The following is a 23547-nucleotide window of genomic DNA, read 5'->3' as shown; positions in this document are numbered from 1 at the left end:
TTTATTTGTTTTTTAGGGAATTAATTTTAGTATTAATTCCAAAAGAAAAAACCTTGCTTTCAGCTTGAATATATTGATAAACTGCTAAAGCTTTTTCCTTAAAATTGTAATTTTCGTCTTTTGAAAGTTCCATCAAAATATCGGCAAATTGCTCTAATTGCTCCCAATCAAAATGAAGACGCATTAATAACGTGATTAATTCTTTGTTCGAATAATCGATTAGTGTTTCAATGCTTAATGCGAATTCTTTTAATTGATTTTCTATGTCTGTTTCTTGTGAAGCATTCAATGGATAAGGTACAAAGACAAGAGTTCGTAACGTTTTGAGAACGTTATCAATTCTTATTTTTTCTTCGTCTCGTAAACCTTTGTTGAGCATTTTTTTGATCTCCTGCAAGGTTTTCAAAACCTTGTAGGTATTTGTTATTAAACTTAAATACTTTATATAAACCTACAAGGTTTGAAAACCTTGCAGGAGAAGTTGAAATTATTCAAAAGTGTAAGTTTCATTTAAAAACTCATTCTTTTGATTATGGCAAAAAACGAAATTTTCTAAATCTCCAAATAGAGTTAGAACTTCATCTCGTTCTATTTTTGTTTCTCGACTTGATAAAAAGGCTTGATAAGATGAAAATCTAAAACCTTTAAAGTCTAAATCGAAATGATGTTTCGGATTTAAATGAACGTAAAGAATAAGTCGTTTTAGATAATTTTCATCTTTTAACTTTATTCTTTTAAAATGTTTTTCAAATAAACTTCCTGTTCTATTGGTCTGTTTATTGAATGCTTTCGCGTAAGAATTAAATAAATTTGAAAATGCTTGTGAACTTCTTTTTCTTCAACGTTCAATTGAATAACTAAATGAAAGTGATTATTCATTAGACAATAAGCAAATGTGGATATTTTATCCTCCAAATATTTTGCTAATTGCTTTAAGAAATAGAGCTTATTAGCATAATTTTCAAAAATGTTTGTTTCGTTAATTCCGCGATTATAAATATGATAATAACAATCTTTTTGTAATATTTCAAGCTTCATTTTTAATTTGCCTTATATTTTTTGTAAGTTTTTACTGCGAATATAAAAACAACTTTTAAACCTACAAGGTTTTGGAAACCTTGCAGGAAGTCAACTTAAAACCATCAACTAATTAATTTCCGTATTCCTTCACAGCGTCAATAAACGCTTTTGCGTGATCTACAGGGATATTTGGTAAAATTCCGTGACCTAAATTTACGATATATTTATCTTTTCCGAACTCATCGATCATTTCCTGAACCATTTTCTTGATAGTCGGAATTGGAGAAAGCAACCTTGAAGGATCAAAGTTTCCTTGTAAAGTAATGTTTCCACCAGACAAATAACGAGCGTTTCTTGCTGTGCAAGTCCAGTCAACTCCAAGAGCAGAAGCTTTACTTTTCCCCATTTCACCAAGAGCAAACCAGCATCCTTTTCCGAAAACAATAACTGGAGTAATTTCAGCTAAAGCATCAACAATTTGGTTGATGTATTTCCATGAAAATTCTTGATAATCAACAGGAGAAAGCATTCCTCCCCAAGAATCAAAAATCTGAACGGCATTTACTCCCGATTTTACTTTTTCTTTTAAGTATAAAATAGTGGTATCGGTGATTTTTTGCAATAAGGTATGCGCCGCAACTGGATTTGAAAAACAGAATCCTTTTGCTGTATCAAAGCTTTTAGAGCCTTTTCCTTCAACAGCGTAGCAGAAAATTGTCCAAGGTGAACCTGCGAAACCAATTAAAGGTACTTCATCGTTCAGCATTTCTTTAGTCAATTTCACAGCGTCAAAAACGTAACCTAAAGTTTCATTTACATCTGGAACAAAAACTTGATTTACTTGTTCCATTGTACGGATTGGATTTGGAATAATCGGACCTAAATTATCTTTCAATTCCACGTGAATTCCCATTGCGCGAGGCACTACCAAAATATCAGAAAATAAAATTGCAGCATCTGGAGCAATTCGACGAATTGGCTGCACTGTAATTTCAGCAGCTAATTCTGGAGTTTCGCAACGCGTAAAAAAGTCATATTTATCACGAAGTTCTCTAAATTCTGGTAAATATCTTCCTGCTTGACGCATCATCCATACTGGTGGACGTTGAACTGTTTCTCCTTTTAATGCTCTTAAAAATAGGTCGTTTTTTAACATCTCTTATTTGTTTTTCCTGCAAGGTTTTCAAAACCTTGTAGGTATTGTTTGTTGATTTATATTTAAACCTGCAAGGTTTTGAAAACCTTGCAGGGCACTGTAAAGATTATTTATATTCGTGAATTACATCTTCAATCACATCTTCAATTGTGGGCTGATCTGCGACGATGATATTCTTTGTGATTTTTGACAAAGCTTCTGCGGTGGTGTCACCAATGCAAAAGCAGATTTGTTTATTGATCGTATTATGTTTCAGATAACTTTTTACTCCAGACGGACTAAAAAACAAAATCGCTTCTGGGTTTGCTTTTATTTTCTGAGGTTGAAGCGTAGTTTCGTAAACCTGAATTTCATTGAATTTAATTCCGTTTTCTTTTAAAGCTTCTGGCAAAGTGTCTCGTCTTAAATTGCCGCTGAAAAAAGTATAGCTTTCATTGCCATAAATCAAAGTGATAATTTCAGCCAAATCTGCAGCGTAACCCGTGTAAGCTACTACATTAAAGCCATTATCACTTAAAAGCGTTTTGGTTTTAAGTCCAACGCAATACACATTTTTTTTCTTTAACTGCTCTGAATTAGGATGAGATAAAACACTATGAACAGCATTCTGACTTGTAAAAATTAGACTTTCGTTGAGGTCTTTTAATTCGAAAGGTTTATTTTCGGTTTTAATAAAATCGGCTTCAATTAATTCAACGCCATATTTCATTAGCTCTTGTTTATGAAGAGGAGATAATATTTTTGTAGATACTATTTGAACTGGGTTTGCCATTATTTTTTCAGAGTTTCTTTAATCTGCTTCATTAATTCCGTTCCTCCATTATTCAAGATTTCCTGAGCACAGTTAAAACCTAGTTTTTTCCATTCCGAAATATCAACGGTTTTATTGATTTCTAGTTTTTGTTTTCCATCAATAGAAAGTAAAACACCTTGAAAATGTAGTGTGTCCTCATCTTCATTATACGTTACTAAAGCTCCAATTGGGGCAGTACATCCACCTTCAAGCGTTCTCAAAAACTGACGTTCTATGTAAGTACAGATTTCAGTTTCGATATCATTTAACTGAGAAAGCGCATCCAAAGTATAATTGTCGTTCTCCATTGCCACAACCAACATTGCTCCTTGTGCCGGAGCAGGAATCATCCAATCTAAATTGATGAAATTTTCTGGTTTTAAGTTGATTCGTTCCAAACCTGCAGCTGCAAAAACAGCTCCGTCCCAATTATTATCTTGTAGTTTTTGCATACGAGTATTTACGTTTCCGCGTAAATCTACAACCGTGTGATTTGGATATTTGTTAAACCATTGCGCCTGACGTCTAAGACTTCCGGTCGCAATAGTGCTTGGATTTGTAAAATCAGGATTTCCTTTATGGACTAAAATATCTAGAACATTGGCTCTTGGCAAAACCGCACCTTGAACGATACCTTTTGGTAAAGCCGTTGGAACATCTTTCATAGAATGCACAGCAATATCAATATTGCCATTGATCATGGCAATGTCTAGCGTTTTGGTGAAGATTCCTGTGATTCCTAATTCGTAAAGAGGTTTATCCAGAATAATGTCACCTTGAGATTTTACCGCAACAATTGAAGTTTTGTAACCCAAATCGTTTAGTTTTTTTTCTACAGTGTGTGCTTGCCAAAGTGCTAATTCGCTGTCGCGCGTTCCTATTCTGATTGTTTTTTCTGCCATGGTTTTGTATTAAAATTTTACCATTAAGACATTAAGTGAATTAAGATTTAAAAACTTAACTTTCTTAATGTCTTAATGGTAAAACTAAAATTAAGATGCTTTTATTTTGAAGACTTTTTCGATCCATTCGATGCTTTCATCGACCATGGTATCGTCGTCTTTTAAATGATTTGCAAAATGAGTAGTGATTTTCTGAATGATTCGGTTGCTGATGATTTCAGCTTGTTCTTCATTAAAATCGGCAATTTTTTTACTTTGAAAATCTAATTCCGAAGCTTTGATCGCATTCAGTTTTTCTTTTAAAGCATTAATCGTTGGCGCAAATTTTCTGCCTTTCATCCAGGTAATAAATTCGTCTTTAATTTCTTCGATGATCGCTTCAGCAGCCGGAATGTGTAATTTTCTGTTTTCTAGAGTTTCATCTGTCAACTGAGACAAATAATCCATGTGGATCAACGTTACTCCTTCTAATTCCTCGACATTCTCATGAACGTTCTTTGGAATCGATAAATCCAGAATCAATAAAGGTTTTTTCAGATTCAGAATCGCTTTGTCAACCGTTGGATTCTGTGCGCCTGTTGCAACAACTACAACATCGGCTTTTTGAAGTTCTAAATGTAATTCAGAGTAATCTTTAACAATCAAATTTAATTTTCCTGCTAACTTCTCGGCTTTATCTTTAGTACGGTTGATCAAAGTGATATGCTCGTTTTTAGTATGTTTTACTAAATTCTCACACGTATTTCTTCCAATTTTTCCAGTTCCAAAAAGCAAAATGTTTTTATTGCTTATGTCTTCTACATTTTTAAGAATGTATTGCACCGATGCAAAAGAAACCGAAGTCGCACCAGAGCTAATCTCAGTTTCGTTTTTAATTCTTTTGCTCGCCTGTATAACCGCATTCACTAATCTTTCCATGAAAGCATTCGCTAAACCTAAAGATTTTGAATGAATGAATGAAGTTTTGATTTGGGATATAATTTCAAAATCGCCCAGAATCTGACTATCTAAACCAGTTCCTACGCGAAATAAGTGATTGATTGCTTCTTGATTTTTGTAAACGAAACCAACTTTTTGAAAAGCATCAACAGAACCATTGCTGTTGTCGCAAATCAATTTGATTAATTGAAAAGGGTGTTCTGCAAAACCATAAATCTCGGTTCTGTTGCAAGTTGAAGTAACTATTAAACTTTCGATTCCCTCGTTTTTAGCTTGTTCCAGCAATCGCGTCTTTGCAACAGCATCCAAACTAAATTGACCTCTAACCTCAGCATCAGCTTTTTTATAACTCAGACCAACTGAGTAAAAATAAAGGTGTTTCGGTACGTTATTGTTTTCCATAAATTCACTTTCATAAAAGTGCAACAAAATTATTACTATACCATCGATAAAAATAACGCTAAAAGTACTTTTTATGTCGCTGTATGTTTTTTTGAACCTAAATAGGTGTTTTTGAGTAAAAAGGACTACTTTTGTAGCAAAATCAACTCATTTGAAGTGATTAGTTTAGAGTCGTTCTAAATAGCATTTTGAGTTTGTTTTGATTTTCGTTTCAAAAAAATATCGCTATGAGTTCTCAAGAAGTTATAAAAATTGAAGACGACTTTACGCTGATTCGTTTTCAAAATGATGGTTCTGAACCTTTCTATGCACAGCACGAAATAATAGGTACTGGCCTGATACAGTTTCACTTCGGGATAAAAGGAAACGCAAAATTTTTATTCAATCAAGGCAATTACGCTTTAGAATTGAAAGAAGAAAAATCATTGCTTTTATACAATCCACAAAAAGAATTGCCGCTAAATTTAGAGCTGGCTCCAAACTCGTGGGCGATTTCAGTAATTGTTTCTATCAAGAAATTTCACGCGTTATTTTCTGCCGAAGCCGATTATATTACTTTTCTAAGTCCTGACAATAAAGATAAAAAGTACTATAACGAAGGGAATATTAGTCCGTCAATGGCAATTGTTTTGAGTCAGCTGTTTCATTACAATCTTCATCCATCGATAAAAAACCTTTATTATAAAGGGAAAGGATACGAATTGTTGAGTTTGTATTTCAACAGAACCGAAGATCCAAATGCGGAACAATGTCCGTTTTTGATTGACGAAGATAACGTTCTAAAAATCAGAAAGGCAAAAGAAATTGTAATTGCCAATATGGCCGAACCGCCAGGATTGCAAGAACTAGCAGATGAAATCGGTTTGAATTTGAAAAAGCTAAAAATGGGTTTCAAACAGATTTATGGCGATACGGTTTATGGTTTTCTGTTTGATTATAAAATGGATTTTGCTAGAAAACTTTTAGACAGCGGTTCATATAATGTAAATGAAGTTGGATTGAAAATTGGCTACAGTACAGGTAGTCATTTCATAGCCGCGTTCAAAAAGAAATTCGGAACAACACCAAAAAAATATTTAATGTCGATTAATGCGAATGTTTAAGTTTTTTTCGCCACGAATTCACAAATTAATCAAATAAATCTGCGTTAATCTGTGTAAATCTGGTGAAAAATTTCTCGAATTGTTTAAAATCAATTTTGAATATTCAACAATAATTAAAAAGTAATAATTATCATATTTCGAAAAAGTTCCAAGTTCTACTTTTGTCGAAATTTTTAAAAACAAATAAAAAGCTTAAAGCCTAGAGCTTAAAGCCTAAAGCAAAAAAAAACAATAATGAAAGGCGTATTATTAGTAAACTTAGGTTCTCCAGAAAGTCCAACTCCAAAAGACGTAAAACCATATTTAGATGAATTTTTAATGGATAAATATGTGATTGATGTTCCATATTTATTAAGAGCACTATTAGTTCGTGGTATTATTTTAAGAAAAAGACCGGAAGAATCGGCACATGCTTACGCGAAAATCTGGTGGGAAGAAGGTTCTCCTTTAGTCGTTCTTTCAGAAAGAATGCAGCAAAAAGTTCAGCCTTTAGTAAACGTTCCAGTTTCTTTAGCAATGCGTTATGGAAGCATGACAATTGAAAAAGGACTTCAAGAATTAAGCGATAAAGGAGTGACAGATGTATTGCTTTTTCCTTTATATCCACAATATGCAATGGCTTCGACTTTGACTATTTTAGTTAAAGCAGAAGAAATCCGCAAGAAGAAATTTCCTCACATGAAGTTTACCGATGTTCCAGCATTTTACAACAAGCCAGATTACATCAAAAATTTAGCAGATTCTATTCAAAAACATTTAGTTGGTTTTGAATATGATCATTTATTGTTTTCATATCACGGAATTCCAGAACGTCATATCCGTAAAACTGACATAACAAAGTCACATTGTAAAATTGACGGTTCTTGCTGTAACACGCCATCTCCGGCACACGAATTCTGTTACCGTCACCAATGTTATGAAACAACAAGACAAGTCGTTAAATTATTAGGGCTTCCAGAAGACAAATACAGTTTGACTTTCCAATCTCGTTTAGCAGGTGATAAATGGTTAGAACCTTATACTGATGTTGAAATCGATAATATGCCTTCAAAAGGAATTAAAAAATTAGCAGTTGTAACACCTGCTTTCGTTTCAGATTGTTTAGAAACTTTAGAGGAAATCGCAATGCGTGCCAAAGAAGATTTCGAAGCAAAAGGAGGAGAAGAATTCTTGGCAATTCCTTGCTTGAATGACGACGACGAATGGTGCCAAACAGTGGCAAATTGGATTAATGATTGGACTAAATAAATATTAGATGAATAAATTAAAAAGCATTTCCGTTTTATTTCTTGTTTTAGTAGCTTTTTCAGGTTGCAAAAAAAACAATTCTCTTGCAGACAATAATTTTTACGATAAAACATTCAATTGGCAAATTTCTGTTCCAGATGATTACGAAAAAGTAGATTTAAAGCAGAAAGCCGATATTAAAGGAGATACGACTTTAGCTAAAAAGAAACATTCGATTGTTGTTTTTAAAAAAGATGAAGCCAATTATTTTTCAGTGAATTACGAAGATTTTTTTGGAAGTGATGTTCGAGCGCTTGATCTAAATATGAAATTAAAGGATTTTCTTCTTTTAAAGGATATTGGTAAAATTTATCCAAAAGGTAAAATGGGAGATTATTCAGTTAGTACTGAAAATATTTCGGGTTTGCCATTTAGAAGAGCCAAAATAGAAATAACTGAAGATGAGAAAAAAGTAGTAACTCTAGTGATTTTTTCTCGAGGTTTTAATGATAAGATCTTTGTAAATTCGATTGTTTATGAAGATGAAGATGATGGTAAAGAAATGATTGATCTTTTTAAAAAATCTACATTTAAGAAATAATGGAATACTACAATTATCTCAAATCACTTCATCTTATATTCGTAATCACTTGGTTTGCGGGTTTGTTTTATATTGTGCGTTTGTTTGTGTACCAAATTGAAGCCAATGAAAAACCTTCGCCAGAAAAAGAAATTCTGCAGGTGCAATACAAAATAATGGCCTACCGGTTGTGGTACATTATTACATGGCCTTCAGCAGTTTTGGCAAGTATTTTTGCTTTTTGGATGCTGTTTTTTACAGATGCAGGTCATGTTTGGATTACAATGCCTTGGATGCACGTAAAATTATGTTTCGTTTTCCTTTTGTATTTATACCACGGAAAATGCCATCAGATTTTTAAACAATTGCAAAACGATGAAGTAAAATATTCTAACAATTTCATGCGTTTGTGGAATGAAGGCGCAACAATTATTTTGTTTGCTGTTGTCTTTTTAGTAGTTTTAAAAAGTGCCATCAACTGGATTTTCGGCGTAATCGGAATTATTTTATTCTCGGTTTTAATAATGCTGGGATTCAGGTTTTACAAAAGAATTAGAGAGAGAAAATAGTTTTTTTAGTTTCAGGTTTCAAGTTTCAAGTTGCCAAACGCAACATAACCTGGAACTTGAAACCTGAAACAAACAAAACAAAAACAAAATGCTAAACTTCAAAATGTCAATGCTATCGCTTCGTACCAGGATTTTCCTGTCGATGATTGTATTGATTGTTGTGGCATCTTTTTTATTGGCTTCGATTTCGATTATTCAGTTTAAGACTGAGGCCAAAGAATACCATCAGGAACGTTTAGAGCGAAAAGAAAATGCGGTAAAAGAACATATCAATTATGTTCTAGCGACTACGACGTATCCATTAAAAACTCAGAATTTAGATTTAATTTTTAAAGATAAAATTCATGAGTTAGCTCAGATTCACAAAATTGAAATCAATATCTACAGTTTAGATGGAAAACTGCTCAAATCTTCTAAAGAGTCTTTTGCTGTTGATAAAGCACCACCTCCAATTCCAGAATATATTCTTAAACTGGTTCGTTCTTCCATCGAAAAGCGTTTTGTAGATATTAAAACGATAGATGGAGTTAAGAACCGATCTTCATACAGCTTAATAAAAGACGAAAAATTTAAACCTCTTGGAATCCTTAATCTTCCGTATTTAGAAGACGATGGATATTATGATAACGAATTGAATACCTTCTTGATTCGTTTAAGTCAAGTATATTCTTTTATGCTGATTGTGGCTTTCGCGTTAGCATATTTCCTTTCAACCTACATTACAAAATCACTAAAAACGATTTCTGAAAGATTAGAAGAAACCAATCTGGATCAGAAAAATGAAAAGATTGTTTTGGAAGCGAATAGTAAAGAGGTTAATTTCTTGATTACAGCTTATAACGGAATGGTGGATAAACTCGAAAAAAGTGCCATCAAGCTAGCACAAAGCGAACGTGAAGAAGCTTGGCGCGAAATGGCGAAACAAGTTGCCCACGAAATCAAAAATCCGCTTACGCCGATGCGTTTGACCGTTCAGAGTTTCCAAAGAAAATTTGATCCTTCTGCTCCCGACGTGAAGCAAAAAATGAATGATTACTCCGAAACTTTAATTCAGCAGATCGATACGATGACGGCTGTAGCTTCGGCATTTTCAAACTTTGCTTCGATGCCAGCACAGCAAAATGAAACGCTAAATGTTGTTGAGGTTGTAGAACTGGCTTTGGATATTTTCAACGAAGATTATATTTCTTTCGAAAAAGAAGAAGAAGAAATCATTTCCAAAATGGATCGTACGCAATTGATTCGTGTTATTACTAATTTGGTTAAAAATGCGACTCAAGCCATTCCAGAAAGCCAGTTTCAAAAATCAATTGTTGTGTCAGTAAAAAGAAGAGATAATAATGTTGAAATTGCAGTAAAGGACAACGGAATCGGAATTCAAAAACAAGATATAGGAAGGATTTTCGAGCCAAAATTCACAACCAAAACCAGCGGTATGGGACTTGGACTTGGAATTATTAAAAACATTATCGAAAATTACAAAGGAACAATTACCTTTGAATCAACTTACGGAAAAGGAACTACGTTTACAGTTTCTCTCCCTATCACAAACTTATAAAATATAGCGTCATGAATTACGAAAATATCTTAGTTTCAATCGAAGAAAAAGTTGCGACAATTACCATTAACAGACCAACCAAATTGAATGCCTTAAACAAAGCAACAATCAGTGATCTGAGTAATGCCATTCAATCATTGGCGAAAAATGATGATGTTCGTGTTGTTGTTTTAACTGGAAGTGGAGAAAAAGCTTTTGTAGCTGGAGCAGATATTTCGGAGTTTGCAAATTATACAACTGTTGAAGGCGCGCAATTGGCAGCCGAAGGACAGGAATCTTTATTTGATTTTATTGATAATCTTAAAAAACCAGTAATTGCTGCCGTAAATGGTTTTGCTCTTGGTGGCGGATTAGAATTGGCAATGGCCTGTCATTTTAGAATTGCTTCTGATAATGCAAAAATGGGACTTCCAGAAGTCACTTTAGGATTAATTCCAGGATATGGAGGAACACAGCGTTTACCGCAATTAATTGGAAAAGGACGCGCAATGGAATTGATCATGACTGCTGCAATGATTACTGCCGAACAAGCAAAAGAGTACGGTTTGGTAAATCATGTGGTGCCTCAAGAAGAGCTTTTGTCATTTACAAACGTGATTGCTCAGAAAATCATTAAAAATGCGCCATTTGCTATTGGAAAAGCGATAAAAGCCATCAATGCTAATTTTAAAGACGGCAAAAATGGCTTTGATACCGAAATAAAATCATTCGGAGAATGTTTCGGAACTCAAGACTTCAAAGAAGGAACAACGGCTTTCTTAGAAAAACGTAAAGCAGAATTTACAGGAAAATAATTTTTCTTAACCGCAAAAAATATTAATTTTTAGCCACAGATTATTTGGATTAAAAGGATTTATGGAAATCTGTGTTAATCTCTATAATCTGTGGCTGATTTTTTTTTGCTCAATTCTTGTGTTCTTTGTGTAAATCTTTGCGACCTTTGCGGTTAAATAATAGACAAAGATTGTAAAAACTTAGTCCGATAGCTATCGCGATAGCATCTCAGAACCTTAGCACCTTAAAAAAAATGTACGAACCAATATTTGCCCTTTTTTGTGAACGAGTTAAAGAAAGCATCCAAAACGGAAATTTCGCAAAACTGACTTTGGCCAAAACGATGGGTGATACAGAGCTTAAAAATGTGTATTTCAGATTGGTTCTGAATGAAGATAATACGTTTTCAATTTCGTTAACTTTTAGATATAAAACAGAAGAAATAGAAAGCATTCATTCTTTAGATGAAGCTTTACTGATATTGGGTTCACACATCAAAAAACCTTTCTTGACCGCTCTTTTGTTTACAACAGATGACGATGTGACTTTCAAAGTAAATAAAAAGAACGCTGGAAGTATAATCGAACAAGCACCAACGTTTAAAAATGCCTCTCCAGTAATGCTGGAAATGATTGAGAAGGGGATTGTTTAAAGTATTCCACTTAATTAAATAAAAAACCAAACCCGTAAAAGCTAAATAGTTTTTACGGTTTTTTTTTGTCTTTTTTTGTTAATTATAAGTCTTTTACAGGTGTCTGATGATAAAAAGGAGCAATAATTTTGCAAAAAATTTAATGCTTCTTAAAATGAAAGAATATAGAGTAAAAAAAGGGTTAAGGATATTAATGTATGTTTTGGCATCATTAGTAATATTTATATATGGAGGATTTTTGATTGCCTTAATAATTCCGCCTTTTAATAAAACAATTAAAGAAATGCAAGACTCAATGCCTGGACTTTGGTTGCCAGCATTGTTCTTAGTGATGATTGTTTTAATGATTGTGTCCATAATTTCTATAAAGAAAAGAAAAGTAATTATTACTGAAGAATCTATAATTTCAATCACTTTGTTTGGAAAAAAAGAATTGAAATTTATTGAAATCAAATGTTTTAATATTTTTAAAAATCCAAAAATTCCTATGGAACATATTGGTATTGCCCCTTTAGATTCAACAAAAAAAAATATTACACTTAGCAATTTATTTGAAAATTCAGAAGAATTGAAGAGCGTGTTAAGATCTAAAATTGTTGATTTGAATGCAGAAGAGCTAAAAGCAATGTTAGAAAAAAGAGAAAAAGAACACAAAGAAATTTTAACTAATAACGATTTCGGTTTTACAATTGAAGAAAGAGAGGATAAATTAAAAAAAGCCCGCTTGTTTGCGAAAGTAGTAAATAGTATAACTAGTATTGTTTGCGTTTGGTTGTTTTTCTACCCAAAACCATATCATTATGCTATAATAACTTGTATTTCTCTCCCAATTATTGGTATTTTATCAGTAAAGTTTTGGAAGGGTTTAATTAAAATTGATTCTGAAAAAGAGAGTGCATATCCAATGGTAGCTTTTCCTATAGTATTTCCGGGAGTAATCCTTACACTAAGAGTAATGTTGGATTTTTCGATTGATGATTATTCTAATATTTGGATTCCTGCAATTTTGATCGCTTTAGTTTATGCAGCTATTGTAATTTCATGTAGTAAACAAATGTCGTTTAATAATGCTAAAGGTTATTTTTCAATATTGAGTTATGTTGTTTTCGGATTCATTTATGGGTATAGCGCGGTCGTAGCTTTAAACTGCACATTTGACGAATCTGAACCATTATTATTTGATTCGCATGTTATAAGCAAAGAAATAAACGGCGGCAGAAAAACTAAGTCATACGACCTGAAAATATCTCCATGGGGAAATAAAACAGAAATTGAAAAAGTATCTGTTGATAGAGAATTGTACGAAAACGTTGAGGCAGGTAACAGTGTTTTAGTATATCAATTTAAAGGGAGATTTGATATTCCTTGGGTGGTTGTTGGTTATGGTAGATAATGTATCTGCAAAAGTATTTATGAGTACAAAAGTTTATAGAACACATATAGGTTTCAAGATATTTGGCTTGCTTTTTTCTTTACCGCTTCTTATAGTTTGCACTGGAATTTTATTAATTCCAGTTGTACCAGTTCCTGCAAATACTATTATGAGTGAAATGCAAAAATCTTGGCCGCCGCTCGATTATTTGTTTTATTTACTTCTAATAGGCCTAATTGGAATCAATTTGCTTGCGCTTATAATGTTGATAGCTTCTTTTAGAAAAAAGGTAATAATAACTGATAAATCAATTATTATTACGAATGTTTTTATTACTCGAAAAGTTGAATTTAAAGAAGTTGAAGATGCTTATATTCAAGTTTTTAATCTGTGTTTAGAGACAAAAAATAAAAAGAAAATATGTTTAAATTTAGTTGGTCTAAAAACTATTGATTTGGAAGATGTTTTATATAAAAGACTTAAAAAAATATAATAATTCTTTGAAACATTAAAAACGGTCTAAACCAACTTCACAAACAAATTAGAAGCAATTTTATTTGAAATTGATAATTCTCTATCATTCACTTTGATTTTAACCGATAAATCGAAAGACTCTTTAGAAAGGAATTCAATTTTAGAACCCAAGGCAATTCCTTGTTTATCGAGATATTTCAAAAACTCAGATGAAGTATCTTTTACACCGACACAAACACCTGTTTGATTTTCTTCTAACTCCGATAAAAGCTGTTTTTCGATTTTAATAATTCGTCCGTTTGCATCTGGAATAGGATCGCCGTGCGGATCTTCGGTCGGATTTCCTAGAAAATCATCCAATCGGTTAATTAATTGTTCCGATTTGATATGTTCTAACTGTTCTGCAATATCATGAACTTCATCCCAGCTAAAGTTTAGTTTTTCAACTAGAAATACTTCCCAAAGACGATGTTTTCGCACAATCATTTTCGCAGCCAGTTTTCCGTTTTCAGTCAAAGAAACTCCTTGATATTTTTTATAATTGACCAAATCTTTTTCTGCCAGCTTTTTAAGCATATCAGTTACAGAGGAAGCTTTCGTTTCCATAATTTCTGCAATTGCATTTGTACTGACTTCTGTTTCTGATGCAGCAGTCAGATGATAGATTGATTTAAGGTAGTTTTCTTCTGAAAAAGTCATTTTTTTTGAGGTTCAAAGTTACAAAGGTTCAAAGTTGCAAAGGCTTTGTTCCTTTGTTCCTCTGAGCCTTTGCCCCTTTTATTTAACAATCAACAAAGGTATCGAAATTTTATGTCTCAATTTATCTACTGTTGTACCGAAAAGAATATCTTTTAGTCCAGTGTGGCCGTGGGTTCCCATAACGAGAATATCAAAATTTCCTTCGTTTATAATTTTCGGAATTACTTTGTCTGGTTTTCCAAAACCAAGTTCTGTTTTGATCCTGAATCCTTTTTCCGAAAGCATATCTTTGTACTTCAGCAATAATTTCTCATCTATTGTGGTTTCGTAATCTTGTATATTAACTCCGTACATTAAGGCTCCGACCGTTTCTACAATGTGAATTAGAGTATATTCTGTTTCAATGCCACCCAATTCAAAGGCTTTGTTCAAAGCCGCTTCATCTGCATTTGAGAAATCTACAGAGACAGCAATGTTTTTAATGCTCTTACTTTCTCTAGGTGAAAACTTCAATTTTAGATTATGAGGCGAATGATTTATAGCTTTTGATTTGAATTTGGCGATAAATGGTTTAAAAACGATGTATAACAATAAAGCCAAGAATCCGAAGGCAAGTGGAACAACCGTAAGCCAAAGAACCATCGGATGATCTGAATTTGCTAACCAAGAAGTGATTTCGTCATAAACCAATTTGGCATTTAGTGAAACTATAATAGAGGCAATAATCCAAGAAACAATTTGCGTAGTTCTCGAAATATGAAAACCTTTCATTTTAGATTTATCACTAACAAAGTGAATCAACGGAATTATGGCAAATCCGAGCTGTAAACTCAAAATGACCTGACTTAGAATTAAAAGCTTTCCTGTTACGCTTTCGCCATAAATTAAAATCACGATTACGGCAGGAATAATAGCAATTAAACGCGTTATAATTCTTCGAACCCAAGGTTGAATTCTGAAATGCAGATAACCTTCCATTACAATTTGTCCAGCAAGTGTTCCTGTTACCGTTGAACTTTGTCCTGCGGCGATCAAGGCGACTGCAAATAATATTGGCGCCCATTTGGTTCCTAATAATGGTTCGAGAAATTGATGCGCATCTTGAATTTCGGCCACTTCAAACATTCCGTTTTTATGAAAAGTCGCGGCGGCAAGAATAAGAATCGCAGCATTTACGAAGAAAGCAAGATTTAGAGCAATTGTAGAATCGATCAAATTGTATTTTAATGCTTGTTTGATTCCCGCTGGAGTTCTATCAAATTTTCGTGTTTGCACTAAAGACGAATGCAAATACAAATTGTGTGGCATTACAGTTGCTCCGATAATTCCAATTGCAATATATAAAGCTGCAGAGTTTGGAATCGAAGGAATAAGCCCAGCTAAAACTTTGTGCACTTCTGGTTCTGCAAAAATCATTTCGAAAATGAAGGAAAAGCCAATTATGGCAACTAAAGCAATAATGAAGGCTTCCATCTTGCGAATTCCTTTATTGATCAGGAAAAGCAATAAAAAGGTGTCTAAAACGGTAATTAGAACTGCTTCGAGCAACGGAATCCCGAAAAGAAGATTAATTCCAATCGCCATTCCGAGAACTTCTGCTAGATCACAGGCCGCAATCGCAATTTCGGCAAGAAAATATAAAATGTAGTTGATGTATTTCGAATAAGTTTCTCTCGAAGCTTGTGCCAGATCGCGCTGTGTTACAATTCCGAGGCGAGCACTTAAACTCTGCAAAAGCAAAGCCATTAAATTACTCATTAATAAAACCCAAACTAAAGTGTATCCGAATTGGCTTCCGCCAGCAATATCGGTTGCCCAGTTTCCTGGATCCATATAACCGACACTTACTAAATAAGCGGGCCCTAAGAAGGCTAAAATTTTTCTAAAACCTTTTTTTTTATTTTCTGTAGAAACCGATTCGTGGACTTCTTCTAAAGATTTGGTCATTGTAAAAGTATTGTTTTCACAAATATAGAGAAAAATTACATTCGCGAAACAATATTTTTAGACGAGTCTAAAAGTTAAATGTTAGAATTTAAACAATTCGGACACAATCCTGAAAGTGTAAAGTTAATCTCGTTCACTTTATAATTGTGTGGCATAATGTAACTAGGTTTTACATTTTCAAGGCACGTAATCTCATGACAATTCTCGCAGCTAAAATGCGCATGGTTATGAATATGCACGCGCTGATGCGAATGATTGCATTTGGCATATTTTACCGTTCCGTCTAGATTTGAAATCTTATGAATCACATCTTCATTAATCAAGCGATCCAAAATTCTATAGATGGTAACGCGATCGCACAAATCATTTAATTGTTTGTGAATTTCGGTGTGCGAAAGAGCCGTTTTAGATTTCTCAAATACCTCTAAAACAGCTGTCTTTGCTGCTGTATTACGTGTAGTTTTCATTTTTTATGAAATTAAAAATTAAACGCAACAATGTTGCAATTGATAAAATTGTATATATTTGCAACAAAATTGCATTAAGCAAAAGTACACATAATGAAGAAAATAAGCACATCCTTTTACGATATTTTAGGAATTTCAAGCGCGACCATTTGTCTGGTTCATTGTTTGGTTTTTCCTCTTTTAACGATTCTGCCTTTAGGGTTGAGTCACAATCCGATTATAGATTTACTATTTGCTTCGATAGGTTTATTTGCAATTCTCAAAATTATAAAAAAATCATCTCTTTTGGTATCGTCCATTTTAGTTGTTTCAATGACACTCATTTGGATTAGTGTTTTGGTAGAACTTTTATTAGACATCCATTTAGATATGATTTATTTCGGAGGAATCGGAATGATCATTGGGCATTTAATCAATTACAAATTACATAGAAATCAAAATCATTAAAAATAGAAAGATGGAACAGAAGCATTTTGAAGTGATTATCATTGGCGGAAGCTACAGCGGATTGTCTGCCGCAATGAGTTTGGGACGTTCTTTGCGTCAGGTTTTGGTTATTGACAGCGGTTTGCCTTGCAATAGACAGACACCACATTCTCATAATTTCATTACGCAAGACGGTGAAAAGCCAGCAGTTATTTCGGCGAAAGCCAAATTGCAAGTTGACATTTATAAAACGGTTCAATTCTATAACCGACTTGCGGTAAAAGCACTTAAAACAGAAAATGGTTTCGAAATTGAGACAGAATCGGGAGCTCTTTTTACTTCGAGAAAAGTTTTGTTTGCAACAGGAGTTAAAGATTTACTACCAGAAATTGATGGTTTTGCTGCTTGCTGGGGAATTTCGGTTTTGCATTGTCCCTATTGTCATGGTTATGAAGTTAAAAATGAAAAGACGGCAATTATCGCCAACGGAGAAATGGGATTTGAGTATGCAAAACTAATTTCTAATTGGACAAAAGACTTGAGATTATGCACAAACGGAAAATCGGACTTGACTTCAGAACAAACACAAACGCTTAAAAATCATGGTGTTTTAATTCTAGAAGAAGAAATAGAGTCTTTTGAGCATCATGAAGGGTATATTAAAAATATCATTTTTAAAAATACAGAAAAAGTAGAAGTAAAAGCGATTTACGCCAAACCGCCTTTTGAACAGCATTGCCCAATCCCTGAAACTTTGGGATGTGATGTTAGTGAACAAGGATTGGTGAAAGTAGATGCGATGCAGAAAACAAACATTCCTGGCATTTTTGCAAGTGGAGATTGCACAACTCAAATGCGATCTGTGGCGATTGCGGTTTCGACCGGTTCGTTCGCTGGAGCGGTCATTAATAAAGAACTTATTGACGAAGATTTTTAATGCATTCGTAAAATTCTCTCGCAAAGTCGCAGAGCCGCCAAGTTTTTAAAAAAAGCTTTGCGACTTAACGTCTTTGCGAGATTAAACAAAAATGCTTACGATTCTTAAAAATAGAAATGTAACATATTGATTTCAATCAGTCTGAAAATTTTGTTTTAAGAATAATTATTTGTCAAATTTAATTTTTAGATTTGTCTAAATTTAATTTTAAAAGAATGAAATATTTATTTTTGACAATATTAATACTTTCAGCTAAAAGCCTCTACTCGCAAAATATATCAGGAAAAGTCGAATCATCAATTCCAGTAGGTCAGGAAATTAACGTTAGTTTATTAAATACTAACTTTAAGACGCAAACAGATTCACTAGGATTTTATAAACTCGAAAATATTCCGAAAGGGAATTATAAAATAAATGTCACCTCAACAGGATTCAAACCTGCAACCCAAAGAATTTCTGTTTTAGAAAATGAAAATCTGAATCTCGATTTTGAATTAGAGGAAGATCAAAACGAATTGAACGAAGTTGTGGTTTCAGGAACCTTAAAACCTGTAAAAAGATTAGAAAGCGCCGTTCCGGTTGAGGTTTATTCGCCAGTTTTCTTCAAGAAAAACCCAACTCCAAGCATTTATGATGCGCTTCAGAATATAAATGGAGTTCGTCCGCAGCTTAATTGTGGTGTTTGTAACACAGGAGATATTCATATAAACGGATTGGAAGGGCCTTATACTTTGGTTATGATTGACGGAATGCCAATTGTGAGCAGTCTTTCGACGGTTTATGGTTTGTCTGGAATTCCGAATTCTCTGGTGGAACGAATCGAGATTGTAAAAGGGCCAGCTTCGTCTCTTTACGGAAGTGAAGCGGTTGGAGGTTTAATCAACATCATTACTAAAAATCCGACTAACGCACCCGTTTTTTCCGCCGATTATTTTACGACTTCTTATTTTGAAAGCAATCTAGATTTGGGAATGAAATTTAATGCGGGAAAAAAAGCTATTTCGCTTATTGGGATTAACTATTTTAACTACGATCAAGTAATTGATAAAGACAAGGACAATTTTACTGACGTTACGCTTTCTGAACGAATTTCGGTTTTTAATAAATGGAGTTTTCAGCGAAATCATAATCGCCTTTTTACCATTGCAGCCCGCGGAATGTATGAAGATCGCTGGGGCGGAGATATTCGTTGGGAGAAAAAATATCGTGGCGGTGATGAAATCTATGGCGAAAGTATTTATACCAAAAGAGCCGAATTAATTGGAAGTTACCAATTGCCGTTTGAAGAAAAGCTGATGCTTTCGTTCTCTGGAAATGTGCATTATCAAGACAGCCGTTACGGTACAACATCTTATATCGCGAATCAGAAAATTGGATTTTTACAGCTGACTTGGGATAAAAAAATTGGACGTAACGATTTATTGGCAGGAATTGCAAGTCGATACACATACTATGACGATAACACGCCTGCAACAAAAGAGGCTGAAAACACTTGGCTTCCTGGGATTTTTGTGCAGGACGAAATTACATTTTCTCCAAAAAGTCAGGTTTTGCTCGGAATGCGTTACGATTACAATTCTATTCACGGATCTATTTTTACACCGCGTTTTGCTTACAGATTTAAAGCAAATGAAAATACTATTTTTAGATTAAATGCTGGAACGGGATTTAGAGTTGTGAATTTGTTTACCGAAGATCACGCTGCGTTGACAGGTTCGAGAGATGTTATTATCAAAAATGATTTAAAACCTGAACAATCTGTAAATGTGAATTTGAATTATATTCAGAAAATCAACTTCGGGAACGGAACCTTTATGGGAATTGAAACCACAGCTTTCTATACGAGATTCAGCAATAAAATCATTTCAGATTATGAGACCAATCCAAACGAAATCATCTACGACAATATTGATGGTTATGCAATAAGTCAAGGAATCAGCACAAATATTGATCTTAATTTCCCTTCGGGATTAAAATTTATTGTCGGAGCAACAGTTTTGGATAATAAAAATGTTGAAAATGGAATTTCTGAAAGACCTTTTTTAACGGAGAATTTCACTGCAACATGGAGTGTTTCATACAAAATTCAACCTTGGAATTTATCGATGGATTACACAGGAAATGTTTATAGTCCGATGAAATTGCCTTTGTTGAGCGAAACCGATCCGAGAAGTCCGAATTCGCCTTGGTACAGTATTCAGAATATTCAGTTTACCTATTCAAGATGGAAAGATTTTGAAGTTTATGGTGGCATCAAAAATCTACTGAATTTCACTCCCAAACAGAATAATCCGTTTTTGATTTCGAGAACCAATGATCCTTTCGACAAAAATGTGCAATATGATTCAGCTGGAAAAGTTTTGGTAACGCCAGATAATCCATACGGTTTGACATTTGATACGACTTACGTTTACGGACAGAACCAAACTATTCGTGGATTTTTGGGATTGCGATATACTTTTAGGTAATTTTATTATCGATTATTAGCCACGAATTCACGAATTATTTATTGAGATTCAACCAAATAAAATTACACGAATTTATCAAAATTAATTTGTGTAATTTTTCTTTCAGTTGTTTTGCATTACAGATAATTTTTAAAATAATTCGTGAATTCGTGGCTAAAAAAAACAAAAAAATGAAAAAGTTAGTTCTACTTATTCTCTTCTTCGGAATAACTTCAACAGGATTCTGTCAGTTAAAAAGCAGAACTTTTGAAGAAGTAGACAGCTTACAGCAAATCCAAAAACGAAAAATCATTGTTTTCATACATACCGATTGGTGTCAGTTTTGCCAAAGAATGAAAGCCACAACTTTTAAAGATCAAGAAATTATAGAAAAACTAAACTCCAATTTCTATTTCGTTGATTTTAATGCAGAGGAAAAAAGAGATATCAAATTCGCAAATCACACTTTCAAATACCTGCCTTCAGGGAATAATGTCGGAGTTCATGAACTGGCATTGCAATTGGGAACAATCAATAATCAAATTGCCTATCCAACCTTGTGTGTTTTGAATGAAAAAAACGAAATCATTTTTCAATATAATATTTATTTGAGTATAAAAGAGTTTAAAGTTCTTTTGGAAAAACTGGCAAAATAAATTTTCTTATTTTTGAAAATGAACTCTTCTCAAATTCCACATTTCGATTACATTTTTACAGGAACCGGACTGGCATCTTTAATGACGGTTTATAAAATGATTCTGTCTGGGAAATTCTCTTCTAAAACAATTTTGCTGTTAGATCAGGAATTGAAGAAAGTAAATGATAGAACTTGGTGTTTTTGGGAAAAAGATGAATTAGCTTGGGATCCTATTATTTCTAAAAAGTGGGATTTTGCTTTATTTGCTAATGAAAAGTTTAAACGCAATTTAGCGTTGAAGCCATACAAATACAATAAGATTAGCGGAATCGATTTTTACAATTTTGTCTTTGAGGAACTTTTCAAACATTCAAGTATTACTTTTCTAAATGAAAAAGTAACCGATATCAACGAACTCGAAACGCATGTTTTTGTTGGAACAGAAGAAAATAGATATACTTGTAATTATTTATTCAACAGTATTTATACTAAGGCTTTCGCTGAAAGGCAAAACAAATATCCCGTTTTGCAACAGCATTTTGTGGGCTGGTTTATAAAGAGCGAAAAGAAAGTTTTCAATCCCGAAGAAGTGACTTTCATGGATTTTTCGGTGGAACAAAAAGGGAATACCAGATTTATGTATGTTTTATCAACTTCAAAAACGGAGGCTTTGGTTGAATATACGTTGTTTTCGGAAAAACTTCTTCCGAAAAAAGAATATGAAAACGAAATTCAAGTTTATCTGAAGAAACTCGGCGTAAGCCAATATGAAATTCTTGAAAAAGAGGACGGGAGTATTCCTATGACTTGTTATCCTTTTTGGAAAAAAAACACAAAACGTGTCCTGAATATTGGTACGGCAGGCGGTTGGACAAAAGCGAGTACAGGTTATACGTTTAAAAGTTCAGACAAAAAATCATCAGATTTAGTCGAGTTTATTCAAAACGATGCTTCGACTTCGCTCAATATGGCATTGTTTCATAAGAAGAATAGATTTTGGTTTTACGATTTATTGCTTTTGGATATTCTTCATCGCAATAACGAATTAGGAAGTTCCATTTTTTCTTCTTTGTTTAAAAAAGGAAATCCTGAATTGATTTTCAAATTTTTAGATGAAGAGACGAGTTTTTTTGAAGATGTTAAAGTTATTTTAAAGTGCCCAAAACTTCCATTTATTAAAGCGTTATTTAGAATGATTTTTCTCTCAAATAAATCTAACTAGAAAACGTAACCATTAAAAATCTATCTTGAATTTTCAGGCTCGAAGTATTATAAAGCTGTTTAAAACAGGGAAAACCAAGAGAAGTTTGGAAAACAGTAATCAGCAAAATCTGTTTTTTTAAAAGGGATTTAACTAATGCATTTTTGCACTAAAAAATGCCTTATTCTTATGTTTTAATGACTTTTTGAGGCTTTTGCAAAATATGTTACTTATCTAAATTTGTGATTCAAAACAACATCGGTTTTTTACGATAATGAATGAATTGACAGGTTATGGGAATCACAAAACGTTTAGATTTTGATATAGAAACAGAAGCAATAGGAAAGATCTGCAAAGCTCTTGGACATCCCACCCGAATCCAGATTATGACACTTCTTTGGAAAAGAGATAATAGAACTTGCGGCGAAATAGTCGAATTAATTCCGCTGGCACAGTCTACAATATCAAAACATCTTTTAGAACTAAAAAAAGCTAGCCTGGTTGATGTAAAATATGAAGGAAAAAAAACAATTTATTCTATAACGGTAGATAATATCGAAGTTCTTAAAAAGTATGTCAGCAATTATCTCACAACAATTGAAATCTCTGAACACGATAAATCAACAGTTTTAGCAACAAGACATAAAATGAGAGGCAGAAACAGACACTTAAAACAATATAATTATCAGTTTCCAAAAAAAAATATTAAAGCGGAAGCTGTTTAAGTATTTCTAAAATACGTGATTTAAAATTTGATATCGAACTATAACAAAACTTTATACTTCAAATTAACTAGTTGCGAGTAAACTTTGTAACTTTGCAGTTCAAAAGTAAAATTTTAAAAGACAAGAATATGTATCCACTAGAAATGGTAAAACCAATGGAAGCTGAATTAACAGCTGCAGGTTTTCAAGATTTACATAGTGCTGAAGCTGTTGAGAATGCTATCAAAGCTGAAGGTACCACTTTAGTTGTTGTGAACTCTGTTTGCGGGTGCGCTGCAAGAAATGCACGTCCAGGAGCAAAAATGAGTTTGGATAATGCTAAAAAACCAGACCACTTAATTACTGTTTTTGCAGGTGTAGACAAAGAAGCTGTTGATGCTGCAAGACAACATATGTTCCCATTTCCTCCATCCTCGCCATCTATGGCTTTGTTTAAAAACGGAGAATTGGTTCACATGTTAGAGCGTCACCACATCGAAGGACGCCCAGCTGAATTAATTGCTGAGAATTTGCAGGATGCGTTTAACGAGTTCTGTTAAT

General features: G+C 33.4%; 24 protein-coding genes. 16 read left to right on the top strand and 8 right to left on the bottom strand.

The window, feature by feature from the left end; genetic code table 11:
- Position 1: 1 nt before the first annotated feature.
- The 5 genes from DMB71_RS17410 to hemA all read right to left on the bottom strand — a co-directional run bounded on the left by DMB71_RS17410 (position 2) and on the right by hemA (position 5212).
- On the bottom strand, positions 2–379 hold the full coding sequence (locus DMB71_RS17410) for a hypothetical protein (protein WP_111368237.1): 378 nt from the start codon (positions 377–379) through the stop codon (positions 2–4).
- A 771-nt stretch (positions 380–1150) separates the two neighbouring features.
- The gene (gene hemE / locus DMB71_RS17400) at positions 1151–2176 is read right to left on the bottom strand and encodes a uroporphyrinogen decarboxylase (RefSeq protein WP_111368235.1); all 1026 of its coding nucleotides are present in this window, start codon (positions 2174–2176) and stop codon (positions 1151–1153) included.
- Between the two features lie 106 nt (positions 2177–2282).
- The gene (locus DMB71_RS17395; RefSeq protein ID WP_111368233.1) at positions 2283–2948 is read right to left on the bottom strand and encodes a uroporphyrinogen-III synthase; all 666 of its coding nucleotides are present in this window, start codon (positions 2946–2948) and stop codon (positions 2283–2285) included.
- The gene (hemC, locus tag DMB71_RS17390) at positions 2948–3871 is read right to left on the bottom strand and encodes a hydroxymethylbilane synthase (RefSeq protein ID WP_111368231.1); all 924 of its coding nucleotides are present in this window, start codon (positions 3869–3871) and stop codon (positions 2948–2950) included. The genes DMB71_RS17395 and hemC overlap by 1 nt, the downstream gene beginning before the upstream one ends.
- A 90-nt stretch (positions 3872–3961) precedes the next feature.
- Positions 3962–5212, bottom strand: a complete 1251-nt coding sequence (gene hemA, locus DMB71_RS17385) for a glutamyl-tRNA reductase (protein ID WP_111368230.1) — start codon at positions 5210–5212, stop codon at positions 3962–3964.
- A 227-nt stretch (positions 5213–5439) separates the two neighbouring features.
- Between hemA and DMB71_RS17380 the strand changes: the two genes are divergently transcribed.
- The 9 genes from DMB71_RS17380 (at position 5440) to DMB71_RS17340 (ending at position 13540) form a co-directional block, all read left to right on the top strand.
- Entirely contained in the window at positions 5440–6315 is an 876-nt protein-coding gene (locus DMB71_RS17380; protein ID WP_111368228.1) for an AraC family transcriptional regulator, read from the top strand.
- A 234-nt stretch (positions 6316–6549) separates the two neighbouring features.
- Complete coding sequence (hemH, locus tag DMB71_RS17375; RefSeq protein ID WP_111368227.1) at positions 6550–7563, top strand: ferrochelatase; 1014 nt, start codon at positions 6550–6552, stop codon at positions 7561–7563.
- A gap of 7 nt (positions 7564–7570) precedes the next feature.
- Positions 7571–8143 (top strand): hypothetical protein, encoded by a 573-nt coding sequence (locus tag DMB71_RS17370; RefSeq protein ID WP_111368225.1) that lies wholly within the window; start codon positions 7571–7573, stop codon positions 8141–8143.
- Positions 8143–8691 (top strand): CopD family protein, encoded by a 549-nt coding sequence (locus tag DMB71_RS17365; RefSeq protein ID WP_111368223.1) that lies wholly within the window; start codon positions 8143–8145, stop codon positions 8689–8691. The genes DMB71_RS17370 and DMB71_RS17365 overlap by 1 nt, the downstream gene beginning before the upstream one ends.
- Positions 8692–8833: 142 nt before the next feature.
- Positions 8834–10249: a sensor histidine kinase gene (locus tag DMB71_RS17360; protein ID WP_111368222.1), complete on the top strand. Its 1416-nt coding sequence runs from the start codon at positions 8834–8836 to the stop codon at positions 10247–10249.
- Between the two features lie 11 nt (positions 10250–10260).
- Entirely contained in the window at positions 10261–11043 is a 783-nt protein-coding gene (locus tag DMB71_RS17355) for an enoyl-CoA hydratase/isomerase family protein (protein WP_111368220.1), read from the top strand.
- Between the two features lie 233 nt (positions 11044–11276).
- Positions 11277–11675 (top strand): hypothetical protein, encoded by a 399-nt coding sequence (locus DMB71_RS17350; RefSeq protein ID WP_111368218.1) that lies wholly within the window; start codon positions 11277–11279, stop codon positions 11673–11675.
- Positions 11676–11829: 154 nt separating this feature from the next.
- On the top strand, positions 11830–13068 hold the full coding sequence (locus DMB71_RS17345) for a hypothetical protein (RefSeq protein ID WP_162614842.1): 1239 nt from the start codon (positions 11830–11832) through the stop codon (positions 13066–13068).
- 19 nt (positions 13069–13087) lie between these two features.
- Complete coding sequence (locus DMB71_RS17340; protein WP_162614841.1) at positions 13088–13540, top strand: hypothetical protein; 453 nt, start codon at positions 13088–13090, stop codon at positions 13538–13540.
- 26 nt (positions 13541–13566) lie between these two features.
- Here the strand turns inward: DMB71_RS17340 and DMB71_RS17335 are convergent, their stop codons facing one another.
- The 3 genes from DMB71_RS17335 to DMB71_RS17325 all read right to left on the bottom strand — a co-directional run bounded on the left by DMB71_RS17335 (position 13567) and on the right by DMB71_RS17325 (position 16634).
- Positions 13567–14220, bottom strand: a complete 654-nt coding sequence (locus DMB71_RS17335; protein WP_111368214.1) for a metal-dependent transcriptional regulator — start codon at positions 14218–14220, stop codon at positions 13567–13569.
- 78 nt (positions 14221–14298) lie between these two features.
- The gene (locus DMB71_RS17330) at positions 14299–16167 is read right to left on the bottom strand and encodes an Nramp family divalent metal transporter (RefSeq protein WP_111368213.1); all 1869 of its coding nucleotides are present in this window, start codon (positions 16165–16167) and stop codon (positions 14299–14301) included.
- Positions 16168–16241: 74 nt separating this feature from the next.
- The gene (locus tag DMB71_RS17325) at positions 16242–16634 is read right to left on the bottom strand and encodes a Fur family transcriptional regulator (RefSeq protein ID WP_008465649.1); all 393 of its coding nucleotides are present in this window, start codon (positions 16632–16634) and stop codon (positions 16242–16244) included.
- Between the two features lie 93 nt (positions 16635–16727).
- Here DMB71_RS17325 and DMB71_RS17320 point away from each other — a divergent pair, with 93 nt between their 5' ends.
- The 7 genes from DMB71_RS17320 (at position 16728) to DMB71_RS17290 (ending at position 23546) form a co-directional block, all read left to right on the top strand.
- Entirely contained in the window at positions 16728–17081 is a 354-nt protein-coding gene (locus tag DMB71_RS17320) for a MerC domain-containing protein (RefSeq protein ID WP_111368211.1), read from the top strand.
- A 10-nt stretch (positions 17082–17091) separates the two neighbouring features.
- A complete protein-coding gene (locus tag DMB71_RS17315; RefSeq protein ID WP_111368209.1) occupies positions 17092–17997 on the top strand; it encodes an NAD(P)/FAD-dependent oxidoreductase in 906 nt (301 codons plus the stop codon).
- 215 nt (positions 17998–18212) lie between these two features.
- Positions 18213–20465, top strand: coding sequence for a TonB-dependent receptor (locus DMB71_RS17310; protein ID WP_111368208.1), 2253 nt, complete (start codon positions 18213–18215; stop codon positions 20463–20465).
- Between the two features lie 170 nt (positions 20466–20635).
- On the top strand, positions 20636–21100 hold the full coding sequence (locus tag DMB71_RS17305) for a thioredoxin family protein (RefSeq protein WP_111368927.1): 465 nt from the start codon (positions 20636–20638) through the stop codon (positions 21098–21100).
- An 18-nt stretch (positions 21101–21118) separates the two neighbouring features.
- On the top strand, positions 21119–22303 hold the full coding sequence (locus tag DMB71_RS17300) for a lycopene cyclase family protein (RefSeq protein WP_111368206.1): 1185 nt from the start codon (positions 21119–21121) through the stop codon (positions 22301–22303).
- Positions 22304–22575: 272 nt separating this feature from the next.
- Positions 22576–23007 carry an ArsR/SmtB family transcription factor gene (locus DMB71_RS17295; RefSeq protein ID WP_111368204.1) on the top strand — a complete coding sequence of 144 codons (432 nt, stop codon included), beginning with the start codon at positions 22576–22578 and terminating at the stop codon, positions 23005–23007.
- Between the two features lie 128 nt (positions 23008–23135).
- Complete coding sequence (locus tag DMB71_RS17290) at positions 23136–23546, top strand: BrxA/BrxB family bacilliredoxin (protein WP_111368202.1); 411 nt, start codon at positions 23136–23138, stop codon at positions 23544–23546.
- Position 23547 lies beyond the last annotated feature (1 nt).

The organism is Flavobacterium tistrianum (genome assembly GCF_003254545.1).
GTDB classification, from domain to species: domain Bacteria; phylum Bacteroidota; class Bacteroidia; order Flavobacteriales; family Flavobacteriaceae; genus Flavobacterium; species Flavobacterium tistrianum.
This window is presented reverse-complemented; position numbering and strand designations above follow the sequence as displayed.

Excerpts from the sequence above, each read along its gene's own strand:
- DMB71_RS17350 (WP_111368218.1), top strand. The coding sequence starts at position 11,277 with ATGTACGAACCAATATTTGCCCTTTTTTGTGAACGAGTTAAAGAAAGC.
- DMB71_RS17380 (WP_111368228.1), top strand. The coding sequence starts at position 5,440 with ATGAGTTCTCAAGAAGTTATAAAAATTGAAGACGACTTTACGCTGATT.
- DMB71_RS17360 (WP_111368222.1), top strand. The coding sequence starts at position 8,834 with ATGATTGTATTGATTGTTGTGGCATCTTTTTTATTGGCTTCGATTTCG.
- DMB71_RS17330 (WP_111368213.1), bottom strand. The coding sequence starts at position 16,167 with ATGACCAAATCTTTAGAAGAAGTCCACGAATCGGTTTCTACAGAAAAT.
- DMB71_RS17310 (WP_111368208.1), top strand. The coding sequence starts at position 18,213 with ATGAAATATTTATTTTTGACAATATTAATACTTTCAGCTAAAAGCCTC.
- DMB71_RS17295 (WP_111368204.1), top strand. The coding sequence starts at position 22,576 with ATGGGAATCACAAAACGTTTAGATTTTGATATAGAAACAGAAGCAATA.
- hemE (WP_111368235.1), bottom strand. The coding sequence starts at position 2,176 with ATGTTAAAAAACGACCTATTTTTAAGAGCATTAAAAGGAGAAACAGTT.
- hemH (WP_111368227.1), top strand. The coding sequence starts at position 6,550 with ATGAAAGGCGTATTATTAGTAAACTTAGGTTCTCCAGAAAGTCCAACT.
- DMB71_RS17290 (WP_111368202.1), top strand. The coding sequence starts at position 23,136 with ATGTATCCACTAGAAATGGTAAAACCAATGGAAGCTGAATTAACAGCT.
- DMB71_RS17305 (WP_111368927.1), top strand. The coding sequence starts at position 20,636 with ATGAAAAAGTTAGTTCTACTTATTCTCTTCTTCGGAATAACTTCAACA.
- DMB71_RS17315 (WP_111368209.1), top strand. The coding sequence starts at position 17,092 with ATGGAACAGAAGCATTTTGAAGTGATTATCATTGGCGGAAGCTACAGC.
- DMB71_RS17395 (WP_111368233.1), bottom strand. The coding sequence starts at position 2,948 with ATGGCAAACCCAGTTCAAATAGTATCTACAAAAATATTATCTCCTCTT.
- DMB71_RS17340 (WP_162614841.1), top strand. The coding sequence starts at position 13,088 with ATGAGTACAAAAGTTTATAGAACACATATAGGTTTCAAGATATTTGGC.
- DMB71_RS17365 (WP_111368223.1), top strand. The coding sequence starts at position 8,143 with ATGGAATACTACAATTATCTCAAATCACTTCATCTTATATTCGTAATC.
- hemA (WP_111368230.1), bottom strand. The coding sequence starts at position 5,212 with ATGGAAAACAATAACGTACCGAAACACCTTTATTTTTACTCAGTTGGT.
- DMB71_RS17410 (WP_111368237.1), bottom strand. The coding sequence starts at position 379 with ATGCTCAACAAAGGTTTACGAGACGAAGAAAAAATAAGAATTGATAAC.
- DMB71_RS17320 (WP_111368211.1), top strand. The coding sequence starts at position 16,728 with ATGAAGAAAATAAGCACATCCTTTTACGATATTTTAGGAATTTCAAGC.
- DMB71_RS17370 (WP_111368225.1), top strand. The coding sequence starts at position 7,571 with ATGAATAAATTAAAAAGCATTTCCGTTTTATTTCTTGTTTTAGTAGCT.
- DMB71_RS17325 (WP_008465649.1), bottom strand. The coding sequence starts at position 16,634 with ATGAAAACTACACGTAATACAGCAGCAAAGACAGCTGTTTTAGAGGTA.
- DMB71_RS17355 (WP_111368220.1), top strand. The coding sequence starts at position 10,261 with ATGAATTACGAAAATATCTTAGTTTCAATCGAAGAAAAAGTTGCGACA.
- hemC (WP_111368231.1), bottom strand. The coding sequence starts at position 3,871 with ATGGCAGAAAAAACAATCAGAATAGGAACGCGCGACAGCGAATTAGCA.
- DMB71_RS17345 (WP_162614842.1), top strand. The coding sequence starts at position 11,830 with ATGAAAGAATATAGAGTAAAAAAAGGGTTAAGGATATTAATGTATGTT.
- DMB71_RS17335 (WP_111368214.1), bottom strand. The coding sequence starts at position 14,220 with ATGACTTTTTCAGAAGAAAACTACCTTAAATCAATCTATCATCTGACT.
- DMB71_RS17300 (WP_111368206.1), top strand. The coding sequence starts at position 21,119 with ATGAACTCTTCTCAAATTCCACATTTCGATTACATTTTTACAGGAACC.